The following is a 20,174-nucleotide window of genomic DNA, read 5'->3' as shown; positions in this document are numbered from 1 at the left end:
TCCGACAAGGTACTGAAGGCGGTGGCCGACGATCTGGGGGTCGGCCACACCTTCCACCCCACCGAGGTGGGGGTGTTCTTCGGTGAGCCGGGCAAGACAGTATCGGACCCCTACTTCGGGGGCGTGGGTCCTGATCGCGCGGGCTGCATCTTCTGCGCCCAGTGCATGACCGGATGTCCCAACAACGCCAAGAACACCATGGAACGCAACTATCTCTATCTCGCCGAACAGGCTGGCGCACAAATCCATTCGATGACAAGGGTGATAGACGTGCGGGAGCGCCCCGGCGGCGGCTACCAGATCGAGACCGCCCGCAGCGGAAGGTGGGTCCGAAAGGAGCGCCGGACGTTCACCGCCGACCAGGTGGTGTTCTCCGCCGCCGCGCTGGGAACGCAGAACCTGTTGCATCGGTTGCGTTCCAGTGGATCACTGCCGCGCATCTCGCTACGACTCGGTGAGCTGTCGAGGACCAATTCCGAGGCGATGCCCGTGGCGACGTCCCGTACGCGTACCGATTTCGCGGAGGGCATCGTCGGGACGTCGTCGATTCACCCGGACGCGAACACCCACGTCGAGGCATTCCGCTACGGCAAGGGCAGCAACACGGTTGCACTGATGTTCGGCACGACGTTGATTGACGGCGACAGGCACCGACTCGTTAAGTGGCTACTGACCAACCTCCGTCACCCCATCGCGTTCGTGCGCGGCTTCAATGTCCGCCGCTCCTCGGAGCGGACGGTCGTGTTTCTCGTCATGCAAGACCTCAACAACTCGCTCACCACGTATCTGAAGCGGGGGATGTTCGGCATGAAGATGACCAGCAGGCAGGGCAGCGGCGAGGCTAACCCCAATTGGATTCCGGTAGCCAACGACATCGCCCGCCGCGCCGCCAAGAAGATCGGTGGAGATCCACGCGGCAGCATCGGCGACATCGTCAACAAGCCGATGACGGCGCACTTCATTGGTGGCTGCCCCATCGGCGACTCAGCCGACACCGGCGTCGTCGATCCGTATCAGCGGTTGTACGGCTACCCCGGTCTCCACGTCATCGACGGCTCGACGATCACCGCCAACCTGGGCGTCAATCCGTCGCTGACCATCACTGCTCAATCTGAGCGCGCAATTGCGTTCTGGCCCAACAAGGGCGAGCAGGATCCGCGCCCGAAGCTTGGTTCCGTGTATCGGCCGGTCGCGCCGGTCCCGCCGCGTCAGCCCGTTGTGCCTGCGAGCGCACCGGGTGCGCTTCGGCTGCCGATCGTGGCCCTGTCGTGAGCCGGAGATGAGTATCGAGGTGGCCGGACGGCTCGACCCGCCAGCGGCACGGGGGCGTTATCTCGTCGAGTGGTATCGGCTCGAGCTCGCCGAGGACGTCCTCAAACACACCGTAAACACACTCGAAGCCAGTGCGGCGACTGTCGGCGAGAGCGCACCAGTCAAACTCCTGGCCATGCTTGCGGTACCCGCCGATGAAGTCGTGTTCGGAGTCTTCACCGCAGATTCGGCAGACGTCGTCGCCGAAGTCTGTCACCAAGCCGGAATTCCCGCCCAGCGACTCACAGCGGCATTCGCCGTACGCAATCCGACAGTGGCCGAGAGGTTTCAGCGATGACCGGGCATCACATGGCTGGCGGCGGAGCCAGATGCGACCCCGGCGCGAACCCCTCGGTGATCACCCGCCTGTGTTCGAAGCGCCAGCCATCATCGGTTTGCGTGGCGACGTCGCGGTAGGTTCCCCAGTGGTCCAGCCCACGCGTGCCGATGAATTGAAAGCACGAATAGGCCTTTGCGCTCCCGTCGGGTAGCGGCTCGACGTAGATCGAGCTCAGATGGTGACGGGCGGGCAGGAAGTCAGGGTCGGTGAATCGTTCACTGGTGGAACGGAACAACCCGAGCACGCCGTCGACGCCGACGTAGGTGTCGCCGCCGATCTCGAGAACGCCGTCGGGAGCGAACAGCTGCGCGAGCCTCTCGACCTTGCCGGTGTCGGCGAGGTACCGGTAGGTCGTCAGCAGGTCGGTGACGCCGACGCGGATCCGGAACCCGTCGCTCGACGCCGCCCCGCGCTAGTCGCCGTCCTTGACCTTGGCCATCTTCAACACGTCAAGGCGCTTGTCGAGTTCCGCCTCGGAGAGCTTGTCGCCGATCAGGCCGCGGTCGATGACCGTCTGGCGAATCGTCTTGCGCTCCTTGAGTGCTTCCTTCGCGACCTTCGCGGCCTCTTCGTAGCCGATCGCCGAGTTGAGCGGCGTCACGATCGACGGCGACGACTCCGCCAGCTCACGCAGGTGCTGCTCGTTGGCGATGAGGCCGTCGATGCACTTCTCGGCGAACAACTTCGACACGTTTGCCAGCAGCGTGAACGACTCGAGCACGTTGCGCGCCATCATCGGGATGTAGACGTTGAGCTCGAAGGCACCCGAGAGACCGCCAACGGTGACGGCAGCGTCGTTGCCGATCACCTGCGCGGCGACCTGCGTAACAGCCTCGGGCAGAACGGGATTGACCTTGCCCGGCATGATCGAGCTACCCGGCTGCAGATCCGGCAGCTGCAGCTCGCCGAGACCGGTGAGAGGCCCGGACCCCATCCAGCGCACGTCGTTGGCGATCTTGGTCAGCGACACCGCGATGGTCTTCAGCGCACCGGACGCCTCGACCAGACCGTCGCGCGCGGCCTGCGCCTCGAATGAGTCAGCGGCCGTCCGCAATTCGGCGATCCCGGTCTGGTCCACCAATACGTCGACGACCTTCGCGCCGAATCCGTCGGGTGCGTTCAGGCCGGTACCGACGGCGGTGCCGCCGATGGCCAGTTCGCCGAGGCGGGGGAGCGTTGCCTTGACCCGCTCGATGCCCGCCTCCACCTGGCGGGCGTAGCCGCCGAACTCTTGGCCGAGCGTCACCGGCACGGCGTCCATCAGGTGCGTGCGACCGGACTTGACCACGGTGCGCCACTGCCTGGCCTTGTTGGCCAGCGACTCGTGCAGCACCTCGAGCGACGGAATCAAGTGCCGCACAGCGGCTTCCGTTGCGGCGATGTGAGTGGCCGTTGGGAAGGTGTCATTGGAGCTCTGCGACATGTTCACGTCGTCGTTCGGGTGCACGGTCACGCCGTTGGCTGCCGCGATACCCGCGATGACCTCGTTGGCGTTCATGTTCGAGCTGGTGCCCGACCCGGTCTGGAAGACGTCGATGGGGAACTGGTCGTCGTGCTGGCCGTCGGCGATCTCGGCGGCCGCGGCGATGATGGCATCGGCCTTGGCGGGGTCCAGCAGGCCGAGGTCCTTGTTCACCTGCGCGCAGGCACCCTTGAGCAGGCCGAGCGCACGAATCTGGGTGCGCTCCAACGGCCGGAACGAGATCGGGAAGTTTTCGACGGCCCGTTGGGTTTGCGCCCGCCACAGCGCGGCGACGGGCACGCGCACTTCGCCCATCGTGTCGTGCTCGATGCGGTATTCGGTCTCGACAACTCTGTCGGCGGACATCTGCTCCCTGTTCGTCGGTGATGTGGCGGGTGTGGCGGGGGTTTACGGCAAGGGGGTTACGGCAAGGGGTAGGCGGCGGTCAGGTCACCTGTGAAGTCGACCGCGGAGTACTCGTTGAGCTTCGAGAGTCGGTGGTAGGCCTCGATCATGCGGACGGTGCCGGACTTGGAGCGCATGACGATCGACTGGGTGGTACAGCCGCCGCCGAAGTAACGGACGCCCTGGAGTAGGTCCCCGTCGGTGACGCCAGTCGCGGAGAAGAAGACGTTCTCCCCGGACACCAAATCCTCGGTCATCAGCACCCGGTCCAGATCGTGGCCCGCGTCGATGGCCTTCTGCCGCTCGGCGTCATCGGTGGGAGCCAGCACGGCCTGGATGGCGCCGCCCATGCAGCGGATGGCCGCCGCGGTGATGATGCCCTCCGGTGTGCCACCGATGCCGGCCAACATGTCGGTGCCCGAACCGGGTCGGCAGGCCGCGATGGCGCCAGCCACGTCGCCGTCCGAGATCAACCGGATGCGGGCGCCGGCCTCCCGGACGTCGGCCATCAGCTGGGTGTGTCGTGGCCGATCGAGCACGCAGACCGTGATGTCGGCGACCGAGGAGTTGCGCACCTTGGCGACCCGCCTGATGTTCTCGCCGATGGGCACCGTGATGTCGATGACGTCGACGGCGTCCGGGCCGACGGCGATCTTGTTCATGTAGAACACCGCCGACGGGTCGAACATGGCGCCGCGCTCGGCGACCGCGAGCACGGAAATCGCGTTGGGCATGCCCTTGCTCATCAAGGTGGTGCCATCGACCGGGTCGACGGCGAAGTCGCAGTCCGGCCCGTCGCCGTTGCCGACCTCTTCGCCGTTGTAGAGCATCGGGGCGTTGTCCTTCTCGCCCTCACCGATGACGACGACGCCGCGCATCGACACCGAGTTCACCAGTTCGCGCATGGCGTCGACGGCTGCCCCGTCGCCGCCCTCCTTGTCGCCGCGGCCCACCCAGCGCCCGGCGGCCATCGCGCCTGCTTCGGTCACCCGCACCAACTCGAGGGCTAGGTTGCGATCCGGGGCTTCGCGTCGCGATGGTGTCATGGCTGCAGATTCTCCCATTAGCGGTTCGGAGTTTGGGAGCTGGGATACTGGCGGAGTGACCACACCCCAGCCGGCTCCGGAACCGACGCCGGCGAAGTCACGGCTCCTGCAGGACGGTCGCGACATGTTCTGGTCGATGGCACCGCTAATTCTGGCGTGCATCGTGCTGGCGGGGGTCCTCGGAATGTGTTCGTTCGCGCCGAACGGTCCAGGTCAGGGCCCTGTCCTACCCTATGACACGCCGGCAGCGCTGAAGGCCGACGCCGAGACGCTGAAGATCCCGATCCGGTTGCCCCGACTGCCCGACGGTTGGCATGCCAACTCGGGTTCGCGCGCCAGCATCGACGGTGGCAGGACCGACGCGGGAGGCAAGCCCGCCAGGGCCGTCATTTCCCGCACCGGCTTCCTGGCGCCGACGGGGATGTTCATCAGCTTGACGCAGAGCGACGCCGACGAACAGAGCCTCATCAGGTCGATCGACACCGAGCTGGCGCCTGCGGGCACCGAGGACGTGAACGGCGTGCGGTGGATCGTCTACGAGGGCGGCGAGGACTCCCGACCGGTGTGGACGACTCGGTTGAATGGGCCGACGGGTCCGGCGCAGATCGCCGTGACCGGCCCCGCGGGTACGGACGAGTACCGTACGCTGGCAGCGGCCACGCAGTCGCAGTCGCCGCTGCCCATCCGCTAGGAGTATCGATGACCTCACGCAAGCCGGATGTCGCCGCCGGGGCGGCTCCAGAGGCCGACCTGACCGGCTGGGCGGTCGCGCCGTTCACCGCCGAGGGGTTCACCTACGACGTCTACCGCAAGGGCGAGGGCCCTGGTGTGGTGCTGATCCCCGAGATGCCCGGACTCCATCCCGGTGTGCTGGCGCTGGGAAACCACTTGGTGGACAACGGGTTCACCGTGGCCGCGCCGTCGCTCTACGGCACCCCGGGAGCCAAGGGTGTCCGGCCGGGTGCGGTGCCGGTGATGCTGCGCGGCTGTGTCGCAAAGGAGTTCGCGGCCTTCGCGACCAACGCCGATCGTCCGATCGCCCACTACCTGCGCGCGTTGGCCCGTGACCTCAACGAGCGGACGCCTGGCAAGGGCGTCGGCGTCATCGGCGAGTGCTGGAGCGGTGGCTTCGCCCTGGCGGCGGCCGTGGACGACAGCGTGCTGGCCCCCGTGCTGAGCCAACCGTCGCTGCCGATCGGGCTGACGGCGAAGCAGAGGGCAGATCCGGGCCTTTCCGAAGCCGAGTTGAAGATCGTCGAACGCCGGGTTGCCGACGAGGGCCTGTGCGCGCTGGCGCTGCGTTTCAGCGAGGACCCCCTATCGCCGGGCGCGCGCTTCAAGACCCTCAAGGCGCGCCTCGGCGATGCCTTCGAGGTCATCGAGATCAGCTCGAAGAAGGGCAACGAGCATGCGTTCGGGAAGATGGCCCACTCGGTGCTGACCCTCGAGGTCCGCGAAGTCGACGGCCACCCGGCCTACGAGGCGCGCAAGCGGGTCGTCGCGTTCCTCAAGGAGCGACTGGTCGCGGCGTAGTCGCGCTCTGCGCCTTCCGGCGCGCTTCGTCACGCCGAGCCCAAAGTCGCTTACGTGCCTTCTCGATGAGGCGTGCGACCGGCCCCGGCTCCTTGTCGTGGTGATCGTCCTCGGGCTCGTCGATCGGTACGCCCTTGAACACCGCGAGGTAGACGCTGATGGTCGTGACGATGACGATCATCAACACCGGCCCGATGATGATTCCCATGAACCCGAACATCGTGATGCCCGCGAAGACGGCCAGCAGCATCAGCGCGGAATCCAGCCGGGCGGCCCGAGGGATCAGGATCGGCCGCAAGACGTTGTCGATGTTCGTCACCACGATCAGGTGCCAGGCGATGACGAAGATGCCGCCGAAGACGTTGCCGAACAGGATCATTCCGATGCCGAACGGGATGCTCACGATGCCGCCGCCGAGTGGGATCACCGAGAGCGCAGAGAGCAGGATCGCGAAGATGAAGAAACCTTCGTGGAAGCCGGCCAGGTAGATCGACACCGCACCCGCCAGTCCCTGGGCGAGGGCGATGACGAACTGGCCGAACACCGCACCGCGCACCATCGCGCCCATCTTCTCCAGGTAGAGGTCGGTGACCTCCTCGCCAAGCGGGTTGAGCTTGCGGATGAGCGTCTGCACGCCCTCGCGGTTGGAGAGCAGTGAGATGAACACGTAGATGAACAGCACTGCCGCGGTGAGGCCACCCGCGAGTCCGCCTGCGGCGCCTTGCAGGAACCCAAGGGCGTACTCGCCTCCACTCTGCGCGACGGTGGCCATCCGCTCCTGCAGGAGTTCTGGCGTCACGTTCACGTTGGCGAGGAAGGGAATCTTGTCGACGGCATCGTTGACCCACTTCAGCGCCTGATCGCCGAGCGAGCTGAGGTCGGTCCGAGACACCCAGGCCGAAACACTGCGAATCATCGCGCTGATCTGCACCACCGCCAGCAGGACGAGCAGACCCAGTGGGATGATCACCGCGAAGATCGCCGCCAGCAGGGTGAACGTCACCGACAGGCCTCGGCTGAAACGCCTGAGGAACCAGTCGAAGAGCGGGTTGAACAGATAGGTCGTGACGGCCGCCACGACGATCAACATGAAGTAGCCGCGAAGAAAGTACGCGCCGAACGCCAGGGCGACGATGGTCGCGATGGCCAGAGCCTGCTTCTGGGTTTGGGTGAACTCCGTCTTCATGATCACGGGAATGAGCCTACGGCGCTGCCAATTTCATCACGTGGCCGATGATGTCGGGGTATCGCTTCATGTGGGCGCCGCCGTTGAGATCGAGCACCTCGCCGGTGAGCCACTGTGCCTTGGTCAGGAACAGCACGGCCTCGGCGATGTCCTCCGGCGTGCCTGCCCGGCCCAGCGGCGTGTTCTCGACGTACTCCTCGACGACGCCGGGGACCATTGCAGCGCCCTCGGTGAGCGGGGTGTGCACGAAGCCCGGCGCGACGGCGTTGACCCGGATGCCGCGCGGTGCGAGTTCGAGGGCGGCGACCTGGGTCAGCATCGACAGTCCGGCCTTCGCCGAGCAGTAGGCGCTCATCCCGATCGCGGGCTGGCGACCGTTCAGCGACGAGATCGACACCAGCGATCCGCCGTCGACGAGATGCCGGCCCGCGTACTTGGCGACGATGAACGCACCCGTCAGGCAGACGTCGATGACCGACCGGAACTGGTCGACGGCCAAGTCGACGATCAGACCGATGTTCGAGAATCCCGCGCAGCTGACCACCGCGTCGACCGCCCCGGTCTGCTCGAAAAGCGTTGCCACCGAAGCTTCGTCGCTGACGTCGACGAACTCCCCACGGTGTGGGTCGCCCAGTGTCGCCGCACGGTTGCGCGCACCCTCGAGGTTCAGGTCGGCGATGACGACCCGATACCCGTCGGCGGCCAGTGCCTGCGCAGAGGCCCAGCCGATGCCCGACGCTCCGCCGACGACGATCGCGGTGCTCACGGTGTGCTCTCCTCGGGTCGAGGATCGGCCCATTTGTCGGCGATCGCGCCCCACGGGTCGGCATAGGGTTCGGTGCGGCCGTAGTAGGCGGCGCGACGGGTGAAGATGGCCTTCGTCAGCGGTGCTGCGATGCGGAGCAGGTGGCGGCGCATACCGGCCTTGTTGGCGGTCTCGATGAGCATTTCTGGCCACGAATGATGTTGGTGGCCAAGCACTTCCTGTGCACGCGTGGTGTCCATCCAGTCGGTGTTGAACCAGTCACCGTCCCTGTCCGGGTTGCCCTTCAGTCCGGTGGGCAGACCGCCGACCAGTCCCATCGCCGCTGCCATCGCGGGAGCCACGTCGCCCTGAATCAGTCGGTGGGTGTCGTCGCCGCCGATGAGCAGGGTCTCGCCGACCGCGTCGGCGGTGGTGGCGACCGCAAACGCCCTGGCCACGTCCCGCACGTCGACGGTCTGAAGCCGGCCGTCGACGGGGAGCAGTCCCTCGAAGTACAGGTTGTCCAACTTCATGTATGCCGCCGGATCCACGGTCAGCACGCCGCCGAGCCGCAGGATGACCCAGTCCAGTGACGACGCGCGGACCAGCTTCTCGGCCGCCGCCTTGTGCGCACCGTAGACGTCGGCGGGGTTGACGGGGGTGTCGGCGGTGAGGGGGTCGGGATGCGTGTGCGGGTTGCGTGCTCCGTACACCGCAATGCTGGACGCCTGCACGAACCGCGGCGGGCTGGGCTGCTTCGCGGCGGCCGCCAATAGGTGTGCCGTGGCACCGACGTTGACCTTCTCCGCGAGCCCCTTACGCATGTAGATGAATGGCGGGATGATCGCGGCCAGATGGATGATGGCTGCCGGGGCGATGCCCGTGACCAGCGCGTCGACTGCGGCGGGGTCGGTGAGGTCGGCGTACTGCACCTCGACTCCGGATGGCAGTTTCTCGGCGGCCTTTCGATGGGCCGGGATGTCGAGGTCGGTGGCCACCACCCGGCGTCCGTCGGCGGCGAGCCGCTTCACGGTCGAGGACCCCACCAGCCCGAAGGCACCCGTCACGAGTACGGCGTCCGTCATGTAACTCCCTCATCGGAACTGGAACGTGTTGCAGGCATCATTGCCTAGACGGGAGGTCTTCACCAGCACTGGCCGGCGTCACACCGGTCCGGATGCAGCGAAATCCGATGTGGCTCATTCCGGTGTCGACCATCTGTGGGCGGCGTGCGGAGGGGCGGTAGCGCAGGCAGTAGCTGTCCGCGCACAGGAACGAACCGCCCTTCACGACCCTGCGGCCGATCTTGAACTGTGGCTGGACGGGATCGTAACTATCTGCCGCACAGCATGATTCGATTGCCGTGGTGTCGGCCCACCAGTCGGTGGTCCACTCCCAGGCGTTGCCCGCCATGTCGAAGAGGCCGTAGTCGTTGGCCGCGAAGCTTCCGACCGGCTGGGTGGTGCCGTAGCCGGTGTCGGGCAGATACGGGAACTCGCCATGCCAGTAGTTGGCGAGTTTCTGACCCGAGACCTCCGGCTCGTCGCCCCAGGTGTAGACCTTGCCGTCGAGTCCACCACGGGCCGCGACCTCCCACTGTGCCTCGGTCGGCAGCGCCAGATCCGCCCAGTCGGCGTAAGCGGCGGCGTCGTCGAATGCGACGTGCACGACGGGATGCCGCTCGCGGCCCCGCACCGACGACCGCGGTCCGCGGGGGTGGTTCCAGCAGGCGCCGGGCGTCCACGTCCACCACTGGTTCAGCTGCCGGAGGTCGACGGGGCCGGGGGTGCGGTGGAAGACCATCGACCCGGGTTGCAGGTTCTCCGGCGGTGCGTTCGGGTAGTCGTCGGGGTCGAGTGGCCGCTCCGCGACGGTGACGTAGCCGGTGGCGTCGACGAATGCGGCGAAGTCGTCGTTGGTCACCTGATGACGCTGCATCCAGAAGCCGTCGACGGTGACCGCGTGGGTGGGCCCCTCCTCGGCGTAGTGCGCGTCGGAACCCAGGACTGCGGTCTGCGGCGGGATCCAGACCAGATCGCCGTTGGCCGTCGAGATAGCGCTGGCGGTCACGAATCGGTGCCGTCCGCGACTGTGAGCGCTATCTGAATGGAGTTGTCAGGCAAAGACGGTCGTCCAGTCGGACTTCATGCTGGCGACGGTCCACCCGTCCGTCGCAGCCTGTGCCAACGCCTTCTCCGCGCCTGCCACGTAGTCGAATTCGCGGTCCGCGTCGTCGTGAAGAACCAAGAGGCGCAGACCACGGGTGAACTCCAGCATCTCGATGTCGCCGTTGGAGTTTCCCGCCGCGAAGATCGGGCGCCGACCGATCCTGCTCCACAGCCGCACTGGCTTGACCGGCCCGTCGTCGAGGAACTCCGGTTGATCGGTGGTGTGCACGTCGTTGTCGCGGTAGACGAGTCCGACCGAGCTGCCGACTACCCGTTCTGGCGGGATGCCGTACATCGCCGAAGTGATCGGCCGCATGAAGTCCCGACCGCCCCCGGAAACGATGTAGTTGGTGAAGCCGTTGGCCTCCAGGTAGCGCAAGAGATCGACCATCGGTGCGTACCCCACTGCCGTGTAGGGCAGGCCAAGGGTCGGGTGCTTCGCCTCGGCGAAGAAGGCCGTGACGCGGTCGGCGTGTTGATCGACCGTGATGTCGCTGTGGGCCGAAAGTATTGCGGCCAGCATGGTTTTGAAACCGGTGTCATCACCCTGATAGTGCTTGGTGACGGCATCGCCGAACCACTTCAGGTCACCCGTTGCGGCGGCCTGGTACGGCTGTTTGGCGGCAAGCGACGGATCTTCGGTCGCCTGTTGGGCGAAACGGCGGATCAGAAAGTCCAACTGCACGTACATCGGCTTCTCGCACCACAGGGTGCCGTCGTTGTCGAACACTGCGATACGTGCTTCTGGGGCAACGTAATCCGGGCCCTCGGTCGTGACGCGAGCGACGAAGTCGACGATCGCCGACTTCGTCGGACCGGCATTCCAGGTAGTGAGCATCTAGTCCGCCGCAAGGAATGCGTCGAGCTTCTTCACGATCTGATCGATGCTGAAGCTGGCGGGTGGGTGCCGGGGCGGAAACTCCTTGAACGTGTCGAGGAATGCCGATGCCATCGCGGTAGCGTAGAGGACGAAGAAGTCACGCCGCAGGAACCACTCGTAGTAGGTGTTCGACGTGATGTCGGCGTACTCGAACGGGTCGGTGCGAAGGTTGAACAGCTTCGGCACCCGCAGCTCCGTGAATGGCTCGGCCCAGATTCGCAGCGTGCCTTGGCAGCGCTGCTCGGCGAACACGATCTTCCAGTTCTCGAACCGCATCGCGACCATTTCCGCGTCGTCGTTGAAGTAGAAGAACCCGCGCCTCGGGCTGTGCTCGACTTCGCCCATCAGATATGGCAACAGATTGAATCCGTCGATGTGCACCTTGTACTCGGTGTCTCCGTCGGCCCCTGCCTTGAAGCCCTTCTTCAGCTTGTCGGCTACGTCGGGGTCGCCGGCCGCGGCGAGCAGCGTTGGGAGCCAGTCGTGGTGCTGGATGATGTCGTTGGAAACGCTGCCCGCCTTGATCTTTCCTGGCCAACGGATCAACTCCGGCACCCGGTAGGCGCCCTCCCAGTTGGTGTTCTTCTCACTGCGGAACGGCGTCGTGCCCGCGTCTGGCCAGGTGTTGCGGTGGGGACCGTTGTCGGTGGAGTAGATGACGATGGTGTCGTCGGCGATACCGAGTTCGTCGAGCACATCGAGCACCGTGCCGACGTTCTTGTCGTGGTCGATCATCGCGTCGTGGTACTCCGACTGCCACAAGCCGGCCTGTCCCTTGCTCTCGGCCTTCACGTGCGTGTAGAGGTGCATATGGGTGAAGTTGCACCAGACGAAGAACGGCGTGTCCGCCCCGTGCTGGCGCTTGATGTAGTCGACGGTGCGGGCGGCGATGTCGTCGTCGATGGTCTCCATCCGCTTCGCGCTCAGCGGGCCGGTGTCCACGATCGTCTGCTTGCCGACTGGGCCGAACTTCTCGTCGTCGGGCTCTCCCGACACCTCTTCGGTGGCCTTGCAGTCCATCACGCCGCGGGGCAGCGCCAGCTCGTGCAGCCGGGGGAACTGGTCCTTGTGCGGGTAGTCGACCTGCTCGGGCTCTTCCTCGGCATTGAGGTGATAGAGATTGCCGTAGAACTCGTCGAACCCGTGCACGGTCGGCAGGTACTTGTTCAGATCGCCGAAGTGATTCTTGCCGAACTGGCCGGTGGCGTAGCCCAGTGGCTTTAGCAACTCGGCGATGGTGGGATCCTCGGCCGCCCAGCCGATGTCGACACCGGGCACGCCGACCTTGCTCATGCCGGTGCGGTACACGCTTTGCCCGCTGATGAATGCCGCGCGCCCCGCCGTACAGCTTTGCTCGCCGTAGGAGTCGGTGAACCGCATGCCCTCGCTGGCGATGCGGTCGATATTGGGCGTGCGATAGCCCATGATCCCGTCGCTGTAGCAACTGAGATTGGTGATCCCGATGTCATCGCCCCAGATGACGAGGATGTTGGGCTTTCCGCCTGGCATGCCGTGCTCCCTCGCTCGAATCGAACCGTGCGGGAGCAACGCTATTCGGGTGTGCCCAACCCTGTCAGCGCTTGCGCCATCTTCTCAGCGGATATTTACGCGGGCGCAGGGACTGGCGACGCCGCGCCCTTCATTTGGGCGTACAAGTCGGTGTAGTACGGAAGGCAATGGGCCATGGCGGCTTCGGTGGTGTACAGCGGACGGTAGCCCAGGTCATGCTCGGCCTTGGCGGTGGAGAAGTAGTTGTCCAGGTAAACGCGTTCCACCGCAAGGGGTTCCAGCAACGGCTGGGGCAGACCGAAGCGGAAGTGCAGCCACTGCCACACCGACATCACCGTGTGGACGAGCCGTCCCGACACCCGGAACTTCGGCCAGCTGTGACCGCATGCCTCGATCACCGGTCGGGAGAACTCGAACATGTTGATCGGCTCGCCGTCGTTGATGAAGTATGCCTGGCCAGGGGCTGAGCCGCCTGGCACGAGATGCTGACCCGCGAGGATGAAACCGTGAATCAGGTTGTGCACGTATGAATTGTCGAGTTTCACGTCCTTGCTGCCGACCAGCACCTTGACGTGGCCCTTAAGGACGCTTTCGAACAACTTGCGGAACATGGTCTGGTCGCCGCGGCCCCAGATGCCGCTCGGCCGGATGCTGCAGGTGAGCAGGCCGTCCTTGCCGTTTTGACCAAGCACGAACCTCTCGGCCTCCACCTTGGTTTCGGTGTAGAGGTCGGCGAATCGCGTTGTGTAGGGCAGGGTCTCGTCACCGCCGGTGATGCTCTGGCCGCCCATCACCACACTGTTGGACGCGGTGTAGACGAATCGCTTCACGCCGGCCGCCTGCGCCGCGTGGACGAGGGTCTTGGTGCCGCCGACGTTGACGGCGAAGCTGCGCTCGCGTGCCGGCGCGGAACCTCCGCCCATCAAGTCGATGACCGCCGCGGTGTGAATCACGGTGTCGATGCCCTCGACGGCGTGAGCGACGTCGGTGTCGTCGGTGATGTCGCCCACGACGGTCTCGAGTCGGTCGTGCGGGGGGAGTGGCGACGGCGCCCGGTCGAAGGAGCGGACCTGGTGGCCGCTCTTCAGCAACTCCGTCACGAGGTTGGTGCCGACGAAACCGGAGCCGCCGGTCACTAGCACGCGGCCGAGTTCAGTGGTCAGCGTTGAGTCACCCATGCAGCGAGGATAACTGAAACGTGTTCCAGTTTCGACCCCCTATGGGTCAACTGGTTCCAGAGTCAAGCTTCTTCGTCGTCACGGGAGGCAAGCGCCTTCTCGACCTTCAGGCGGGCCCCCTCGAGGTGCTGTTCGCAGCGTTTGGCCAGTTCCTCGCCCCTTTCCCAGAGCTGCAGAGAGGCGTCGAGGTCAAGGCCGCCCTCCTCGAGTTGGCGCACCACCTCCATCAGCTCGTCGCGGGATTCTTCGTATCCCAATTGACTAATGGGCTTCATCTGACCCCTCGCTGACCGTGGTTACCGCGCCATCGGCGACGCGGATGCGGAGCCGGGTCCCTGCGGGGGCGTCCGCCGTCGACCTCAGCACCGTCATCGAATCGGAGACGACCTGAACCACCGCATAGCCCCGCGCCAGGGTGGCTGCCGGTCCCAGTGTGGCAAGTCGCGCCGACAGATGGCCGACGCTCCTGGTTTCGGCATCGACCAGCCGGGTGACGTCTCGGCGGGCGGTTGCCCTGGCGCGGTGAATCTCCTCGCCTCGCGCGGTGAGTGCGGCCAACGGCTGGGCCAGCACGGGCCGGCTGCGGAGCTGCGTCAGCGTGCGCTGCTCGCGATGCACCCAGCTGCGCAGGGCCCTGGCGCTGCGCCCACGCAGATCAGCCACCCCGGCCTGTTCCGCCGCCGCATCGGGAACGACTCGCTTGGCCGCGTCGGTAGGGGTGGCGGCCCGCAGGTCGGCGACCAGATCGCACAACGGGTTGTCGGGTTCGTGGCCGATGGCACTGACCACCGGCGTCGTGCACTTCGCGATCTCACGGCACAACGTCTCGTCGGAGAAGGGCAGCAGATCCTCGACGCTGCCGCCGCCGCGGGCCAGCACGATGACGTCGACGTTGGGGTCGCCGTCGAGATCCCTTAGGGCGTCGACGATCTGAGCCACCGCACTGGGGCCCTGCACGATGGTGTTGCGCAACGCGAAGCGCACCGCAGGCCAACGGGCTTCGGCGACGGACATGACGTCCTTCTCCGCTGCGGACGCGCGGCCCGTGATCAAGCCAACGGTGTTGGGCAGGAACGGGATCGGTCTCTTGAGGCGAGGATCGAAGAGCCCCTCGGCGTCCAGCAGCTTGCGAAGGCGGTCGATGCGGGCCAGCAGTTCACCGATCCCGACGGCCCGGATCTGGTTGACCCGCAGCGAGAACGACCCGCGGCCCACGAAGAAGTTCGGCCGGCCGTGCATGATCACCTGCGTGCCCTCGGCGAGCTTCACCGGCGCGTTGTAGACCAGGTCTCGAGGGCACGTGATCTGCAGCGACATGTCGGCGGCCGGATCGCGCAGGGTGATGTAGGCGGTGCTGGAGTTCGGTCGAACGTTCAGCTGGGCGATCTGGCCCTCGATCCACACGGTGCCGAGCTTGTCGATCCAGTCCTTGACCATCATGGCGACGGAACGAACCGGCCACGGATTGTCGGGGGACTTGCCCTGCGCGGGTTCGGTCACAGCGGGGCGAGCGAAGCGACGGGGTGGGTCCGCGGGGCGAGCGAAGCGACGGGGTGGGTCACCGGGGCGGCTGGCCGTGGTCATTTGGCAGTCGCGCGGGTGATCCTGTTGGCCAGCAGCGTCTGGAACGGAGCGCGCGCCTTGGTCGATTCCTCGTAGCTCAGCAGCGCCTCGAGGTCGGGGACCTTCAGGGAGGGCAGCCTGGCCCGCAACTGGGCCAGCGTCAGCGCTTCGTAGTCGAGTTCTGCGACGACACCGGGTGCGGACGCGGCCGGCTTGGTCTCGGGTTTGTCGTCGCGCGTCTCCGGTTCGCCGGTGCTGAACAGGGCGAACCTGCCCTCGGTGAGGCGTTCGCCGTTGCGCGGCTCGTCGTCGACGTCGTCATCGGGCTCCGCGTCGTCGCCGTCCTCGTCGAACGTCGCCCACTCGGGTTGCTCGTCCTTGGGTGGAAACAGCTGGTCCAGCGTCTCGTCGCCCCGGTTCACCAGGTCTGCGACGTCCTGCTGCATCTTCATGATCAGTTGCGCGAGCTGGCTGACGACGGTCATCGGGTAGGTGATGACGGTCTGCGGCAGCCTGCGAGTTTCCTCCAGCGCGGTCACCGCGGCGCCGACCAGCAGACGGACTCCATATGGTGCAGTAGCCATGCGTGCAAGAGTACGGGCGCTGCGTCGGCTGGTCTTGTAAGGCCGCGGGTAAGTACCCTTGGAGGCATGCCGGAGACGATCAACATGGGTATGCCGGGTGCGACCCGGTCGGTTGTCGCGCCGGTCGAAGGCAAGCGCGTGCTGCTGGCCGAACCCCGCGGGTACTGCGCAGGCGTCGATCGCGCGGTCGAAACCGTCGAGCGGGCGCTGGAGAAGCACGGCGCTCCGGTGTACGTGCGCCACGAGATCGTGCACAACGTGCACGTCGTCGAATCCCTTGCCAAGGCGGGCGCGGTCTTCGTCGAGGAGACCAGCGAGGTTCCCGAGGGGGCCATCGTGGTGTTCTCCGCACACGGAGTGGCGCCGACGGTGCACGTGGAGGCCGCCGAGCGGAACCTGCTCACCATCGACGCCACCTGCCCGCTGGTCACCAAGGTGCACAACGAGGCGAAGCGCTTCGCCCGTGACGACTACGACATCCTGCTGGTTGGCCACGAGGGCCACGAGGAGGTCGTCGGCACGGCCGGTGAGGCGCCCGACCACGTCCAGGTCGTCGACAGCCCCGCATCGGTCGACAACGTCACCGTGCGCGACGAGAACAAGGTCATCTGGCTGTCGCAGACCACGCTGAGCGTCGACGAGACGATGGAGACCGTCAAGCGGCTGCGCGAGCGTTTTCCCAATCTGCAGGATCCGCCGAGCGACGACATCTGCTACGCCACCCAGAACCGCCAGGTCGCGGTCAAGGCGATGGCGCCGGAGTGCGAGCTGGTGATCGTGGTGGGCTCGCGCAACTCGTCGAACTCGGTGCGATTGGTCGAGGTGGCCCTCGGCGCAGGCTCCAACGCCGCCCACCTGGTGGACTATGCCGAGGACATCGATCCCGACTGGCTCGACGGCGTGACGACCGTCGGCGTGACGTCCGGCGCATCGGTGCCCGAGGTGTTGGTGCGCGGCGTGCTGGAACGGCTGGCCGAGTACGGCTTCGGCACGGTACAGCCCGTGACGACCGCCAACGAGACGCTGGTGTTCACCCTGCCTCGCGCGATTCGGCCCAAGCGCAACGCCTAGACGTCGTACTCCCACGAATCGGGAGCCGAATGCCTTGGCTGACGTGGTCGCGAGCGGTGCTCGGTCCTCGACTCACCGTCGTCCGCCCCGCGGTAACGCACCCGTGAGATCGGGTGATGGGTGCCGTTGCTTCCATTGGTCCGGTTGGCCGGCGGCTCATACGGCTCGTAGTCGGCTGAGCGCGGCCGCCGCTGGGGACGTTCCGGCCGCTCGGCCCGGTCATGGGCGTCAGGGCGGTCGCGCCGCTGGGGTCGGTCGTAGCGATCCCGCTCCGGTCGCTCTTGGCTGCTTCGGCGGTCCAATGGTGGCAGCGGCCTGCGCTCGCGTGGGTCCCGCGGTTCCCGATCGCCCGGATCACTTGCGCGGGTACGACGCCGCGGCTCGGCGGGTGGCTCGACCGGAGGGGTGTTGCGCCTGCGAGGCCGTGGCGGCACCGGTTCGATGATCTCGGTCTCCGGCGGGCGCGAGTGCCGCGAGGCGCGCCTGGAACCCGTGGCCGCGGCTGCCCCCGTCGACCGCTGGGAGCCGGTGGCAGCGGTTCTGGAGGTCCGGCGCGGTGCGCGCGGCGCCTCGTCGTCCATCGCACTGGCGGCCGCCGCGGTTGCCCCGGTGGTGCGTGCTGTCGTGCTGCGGCGCGCCTTGGTGCTCGTGCGGGCTGCCTTGGTGGTCGACGCCACCTCGTCCGGTGCGTCGGACGCTGGCTCGGCGTCCTTCGGGGTGGCCCGTCTGGCCGCCGCACCCAGATACCAGCGGACCATGCCGATCAACAGCACGGTCGCAGCGGTGAAGAACATCAACGGGAAGCGTTCGATCAACGGATAACCGCAGTTGATCAACGTGTCCTTGATCCCGGTGAACGTGCTGCCGTGGAAGACGAAGTAGGCGAAGGGGACGGCGACGAACAGGATGAGCGGGGGCTGGATCACCGCCGTGAAGACACCGGATTGACGAACCGCAACGACCGCGGCAATGCAACCGAGTACGTAGCACGTCGCGAAGACCCCGCCGAGGGCATTCTCGCCGCTCCCAGCGTCGAAGGCGACGCCGATGGCGGTCACGGTGGCTGCCAATATCGCGGCCGCCCACCAGGGGATTCCGGGGACGCGAGGCAGCGCCGATCGTTGGTCGGCGGCCACCGCCGACCGTCCACGCAGTCCTGACACACGTCGACCGTACCGGCAATGGCGCACGGAGCGCTGACAGCGCGCGCTGGCGCGCCCATGGCCGACCCCTAGACTGTTCTCTCCGTGGGCCTCAACCTCGGAATCGTCGGATTACCCAACGTCGGCAAGTCGACGCTCTTCAATGCGTTGACGCGCAATGACGTGCTCGCCGCCAACTACCCCTTCGCCACCATCGAGCCGAATGAGGGTGTGGTCGCGCTGCCGGATCCGCGGCTCGACAAGCTGGCCGAGATCTTCTCCTCGGAGAAGACCGTGCCTGCGCCGGTGACGTTCGTGGACATCGCGGGCATCGTCAAGGGCGCGTCGGAGGGGGCCGGGCTCGGCAACAAGTTCCTGGCCAACATCCGCGAGTGCGACGCCATCTGTCAGGTGGTCAGGGTGTTCGCCGACGACGACGTCGTACACGTCGACGGCAAGGTCGACCCCAAGTCCGACATCGAAGTCATCGAGACCGAGCTGATCCTCGCCGATCTCCAAACGCTGGAGAAGGCGGTGCCGCGGCTCGAGAAGGAAGCGCGGAACAACAAGGACCGCAAGCCGGTTCACGAAGCGGCGGTGGCCGCGCAGACGACGCTCGACGGTGGCACCACTCTGTTCGCGGCGGGTGCCGATGCCTCGCTGCTGCGCGAACTGAACCTGATGACGACCAAGCCGTTCCTCTATGTGTTCAACGCCGACGAGTCGGTGTTGACCGACGAGGCCAAGAAGGCGGAGTTGCGCGAGCTGGTGGCGCCTGCCGACGCGGTCTTCCTCGACGCGAAGATAGAGGCCGAGCTGCAGGAGCTCGACGACGAGTCGGCCGCGGAGTTGCTCGAGTCGATCGGTCAGACCGAGAAGGGCCTGGATGCGTTGGCGCGCGCGGGCTTCCACACCCTGGCGCTACAGACGTACCTCACGGCCGGGCCCAAGGAGTCGCGGGCGTGGACCATCCACCGCGGCGACACCGCGCCCAAGGCGGCGGGCGTCATCCACACCGACTTCGAGAAGGGCTTCATCAAGGCCGAGATCGTCTCCTTCGACGACCTGGTCGCCGCTGGTTCGATGGCCGCGGCGAAGTCGGCGGGCAAGGTCCGCATCGAAGGCAAGGACTACGTGATGGTCGACGGTGACGTGGTGGAGTTCCGGTTCAACGTGTAGGCCGGTCGAGGTCACCCAGGTCATTCGCGACGTTTATGCGACGGCGTGGGCGATCAGCAGGTGCGGTGCGTTGGCGTCTTCACTGATCTGACGGTGTTCGACTGTGAGGCCGGTGCTGCGTAACGCGTCGATGACGTCCGGCACCGGACGGAGATGAAACCCGTGTCCCGTGAATGGCAGTTTTGCCATCACATCGGGGTCGGCCAGTCCGACGACGAGTCGACCCCGGCTATTCATCACCCTGGCAAGTTCTCGGAACGCTCTGTCGAGCTCCGCGACGAAATAGATGGTGTTGACGGTGATGACGCCGTCCAATGCGCCATCGGCAAAGGGCAGCTGCGTGATGGACCCGGAATGCAAAGACAGCCGCCCGGTTGCGATGTCGCGGCGGTATCGCCCTGCGGCCTGGCTGAGCATCGTCTCCGACACCTCGACACCATGAACACTGCCCGACGGACCGACACTGTCAAGCAGGAATTTCAGCCCCACGCCGCCACCAAATCCGACATCGGCCAGCGCCGATGCTTCATCGGGTTGCAGCGCCAGCGCGGCGGCGCTCACGAAGCGCCGGTTGCCCCGATTGAGCGCCGCACCAACCAGCCGCCCACGCAGACCAATTGGATGACCGAGCTGCTTGGCAATACCCGCCATGACGGTGTCCCGGACCCCCATCCGACGACCGTAGAGCACGGACACTGATGCAGCACGGCTTATTGGATGAAGTGACGGGAGCGCAGGCGACAGAGGCGTCCGGTCGGCAGAGGAACAATGTCTAGCGTGGTGACGTGGCGCCGACGGTGACGTAGTTGAGTTCCGGTTCAACGTATAGGTCGGCTACGGGTGCGGTCCGCGTTCGCATGCGTCGAGCGTGG

21 protein-coding genes are annotated in these 20,174 nt (G+C 66.2%); 6 read left to right on the top strand and 15 right to left on the bottom strand.

The genetic code is table 11. The features are described from left to right. Both QOD90_RS25155 and QOD90_RS25150 read left to right on the top strand, forming a co-directional pair. The coding region (locus QOD90_RS25155; RefSeq protein WP_526354185.1) for a GMC oxidoreductase at positions 1-1,272 on the top strand (1,272 nt) is incomplete at its 5' end. 7 nt (positions 1,273-1,279) lie between these two features. Beyond that, a complete protein-coding gene (locus tag QOD90_RS25150) occupies positions 1,280-1,609 on the top strand; it encodes a hypothetical protein (RefSeq protein WP_526354183.1) in 330 nt (109 codons plus the stop codon). Between the two features lie 7 nt (positions 1,610-1,616). On the opposite strand, the gene QOD90_RS25145 is transcribed toward QOD90_RS25150, so the two are convergent. The 3 genes from QOD90_RS25145 to glpX are packed head-to-tail and all read right to left on the bottom strand — an operon-like array spanning position 1,617 to position 4,564. After that, positions 1,617-2,033: a nuclear transport factor 2 family protein gene (locus QOD90_RS25145; RefSeq protein WP_526354188.1), complete on the bottom strand. Its 417-nt coding sequence runs from the start codon at positions 2,031-2,033 to the stop codon at positions 1,617-1,619. Positions 2,034-2,063: 30 nt separating this feature from the next. Beyond that, positions 2,064-3,479 (bottom strand): class II fumarate hydratase, encoded by a 1,416-nt coding sequence (locus QOD90_RS25140; RefSeq protein ID WP_526354181.1) that lies wholly within the window; start codon positions 3,477-3,479, stop codon positions 2,064-2,066. 56 nt (positions 3,480-3,535) lie between these two features. Continuing rightward, positions 3,536-4,564, bottom strand: a complete 1,029-nt coding sequence (gene glpX, locus QOD90_RS25135; RefSeq protein WP_526354179.1) for a class II fructose-bisphosphatase — start codon at positions 4,562-4,564, stop codon at positions 3,536-3,538. Here glpX and QOD90_RS25130 point away from each other — a divergent pair. Both QOD90_RS25130 and QOD90_RS25125 read left to right on the top strand, forming a co-directional pair. Beyond that, complete coding sequence (locus QOD90_RS25130; RefSeq protein ID WP_526354177.1) at positions 4,563-5,255, top strand: DUF4245 family protein; 693 nt, start codon at positions 4,563-4,565, stop codon at positions 5,253-5,255. The genes glpX and QOD90_RS25130 overlap by 2 nt on opposite strands. 8 nt (positions 5,256-5,263) lie before the next feature. Continuing rightward, entirely contained in the window at positions 5,264-6,097 is an 834-nt protein-coding gene (locus QOD90_RS25125; protein ID WP_526354175.1) for a dienelactone hydrolase family protein, read from the top strand. On the opposite strand, the gene QOD90_RS25120 is transcribed toward QOD90_RS25125, so the two are convergent. From QOD90_RS25120 to QOD90_RS25075, 10 genes are all read right to left on the bottom strand, one after another. Then, the gene (locus QOD90_RS25120; protein ID WP_526354187.1) at positions 6,072-7,283 is read right to left on the bottom strand and encodes an AI-2E family transporter; all 1,212 of its coding nucleotides are present in this window, start codon (positions 7,281-7,283) and stop codon (positions 6,072-6,074) included. The two genes, QOD90_RS25125 and QOD90_RS25120, sit on opposite strands and share 26 nt — an antisense overlap. A gap of 16 nt (positions 7,284-7,299) precedes the next feature. Further along, positions 7,300-8,082, bottom strand: a complete 783-nt coding sequence (locus QOD90_RS25115; RefSeq protein ID WP_526354173.1) for an SDR family NAD(P)-dependent oxidoreductase — start codon at positions 8,080-8,082, stop codon at positions 7,300-7,302. Continuing rightward, positions 8,046-9,113 (bottom strand): NAD-dependent epimerase/dehydratase family protein, encoded by a 1,068-nt coding sequence (locus QOD90_RS25110; protein ID WP_526354171.1) that lies wholly within the window; start codon positions 9,111-9,113, stop codon positions 8,046-8,048. The genes QOD90_RS25115 and QOD90_RS25110 overlap by 37 nt, the downstream gene beginning before the upstream one ends. A gap of 37 nt (positions 9,114-9,150) precedes the next feature. Continuing rightward, positions 9,151-10,098, bottom strand: coding sequence for a formylglycine-generating enzyme family protein (locus QOD90_RS25105; RefSeq protein ID WP_526354169.1), 948 nt, complete (start codon positions 10,096-10,098; stop codon positions 9,151-9,153). 45 nt (positions 10,099-10,143) lie between these two features. Continuing rightward, entirely contained in the window at positions 10,144-11,034 is an 891-nt protein-coding gene (locus tag QOD90_RS25100; protein WP_526354167.1) for an HAD family hydrolase, read from the bottom strand. Beyond that, positions 11,035-12,585, bottom strand: coding sequence for an arylsulfatase (locus QOD90_RS25095; RefSeq protein WP_526354165.1), 1,551 nt, complete (start codon positions 12,583-12,585; stop codon positions 11,035-11,037). 95 nt (positions 12,586-12,680) lie between these two features. Beyond that, positions 12,681-13,763 (bottom strand): 3-beta-hydroxysteroid dehydrogenase, encoded by a 1,083-nt coding sequence (locus QOD90_RS25090; protein WP_526354163.1) that lies wholly within the window; start codon positions 13,761-13,763, stop codon positions 12,681-12,683. Between the two features lie 62 nt (positions 13,764-13,825). After that, positions 13,826-14,038, bottom strand: a complete 213-nt coding sequence (locus QOD90_RS25085) for an exodeoxyribonuclease VII small subunit (RefSeq protein ID WP_526354161.1) — start codon at positions 14,036-14,038, stop codon at positions 13,826-13,828. Then, complete coding sequence (xseA, locus tag QOD90_RS25080) at positions 14,025-15,263, bottom strand: exodeoxyribonuclease VII large subunit (RefSeq protein WP_526354159.1); 1,239 nt, start codon at positions 15,261-15,263, stop codon at positions 14,025-14,027. Before xseA ends, QOD90_RS25085 begins: the two co-directional genes overlap by 14 nt. Positions 15,264-15,343: 80 nt before the next feature. Next, complete coding sequence (locus QOD90_RS25075) at positions 15,344-15,910, bottom strand: lipid droplet-associated protein (RefSeq protein WP_526354157.1); 567 nt, start codon at positions 15,908-15,910, stop codon at positions 15,344-15,346. A 66-nt stretch (positions 15,911-15,976) separates the two neighbouring features. On the opposite strand from QOD90_RS25075, the gene QOD90_RS25070 reads away from it, so the two are divergent. Then, entirely contained in the window at positions 15,977-16,981 is a 1,005-nt protein-coding gene (locus QOD90_RS25070; RefSeq protein WP_526354155.1) for a 4-hydroxy-3-methylbut-2-enyl diphosphate reductase, read from the top strand. Here the strand turns inward: QOD90_RS25070 and QOD90_RS25065 are convergent. Beyond that, positions 16,978-18,144 (bottom strand): DUF6542 domain-containing protein, encoded by a 1,167-nt coding sequence (locus QOD90_RS25065; RefSeq protein ID WP_526354153.1) that lies wholly within the window; start codon positions 18,142-18,144, stop codon positions 16,978-16,980. The two genes, QOD90_RS25070 and QOD90_RS25065, sit on opposite strands and share 4 nt — an antisense overlap. An 84-nt stretch (positions 18,145-18,228) precedes the next feature. On the opposite strand from QOD90_RS25065, the gene ychF reads away from it, so the two are divergent. Beyond that, positions 18,229-19,302, top strand: a complete 1,074-nt coding sequence (ychF, locus tag QOD90_RS25060; RefSeq protein WP_526354151.1) for a redox-regulated ATPase YchF — start codon at positions 18,229-18,231, stop codon at positions 19,300-19,302. A 33-nt stretch (positions 19,303-19,335) separates the two neighbouring features. Here the strand turns inward: ychF and QOD90_RS25055 are convergent, their stop codons facing one another. After that, entirely contained in the window at positions 19,336-19,998 is a 663-nt protein-coding gene (locus tag QOD90_RS25055) for a methyltransferase domain-containing protein (RefSeq protein ID WP_526354149.1), read from the bottom strand. Positions 19,999-20,174: the final 176 nt, after the last annotated feature.

Source organism: Mycobacterium sp., assembly GCF_032161845.1.
Classification (GTDB): Bacteria; Actinomycetota; Actinomycetes; order Mycobacteriales; family Mycobacteriaceae; genus Mycobacterium.
This window is presented reverse-complemented; position numbering and strand designations above follow the sequence as displayed.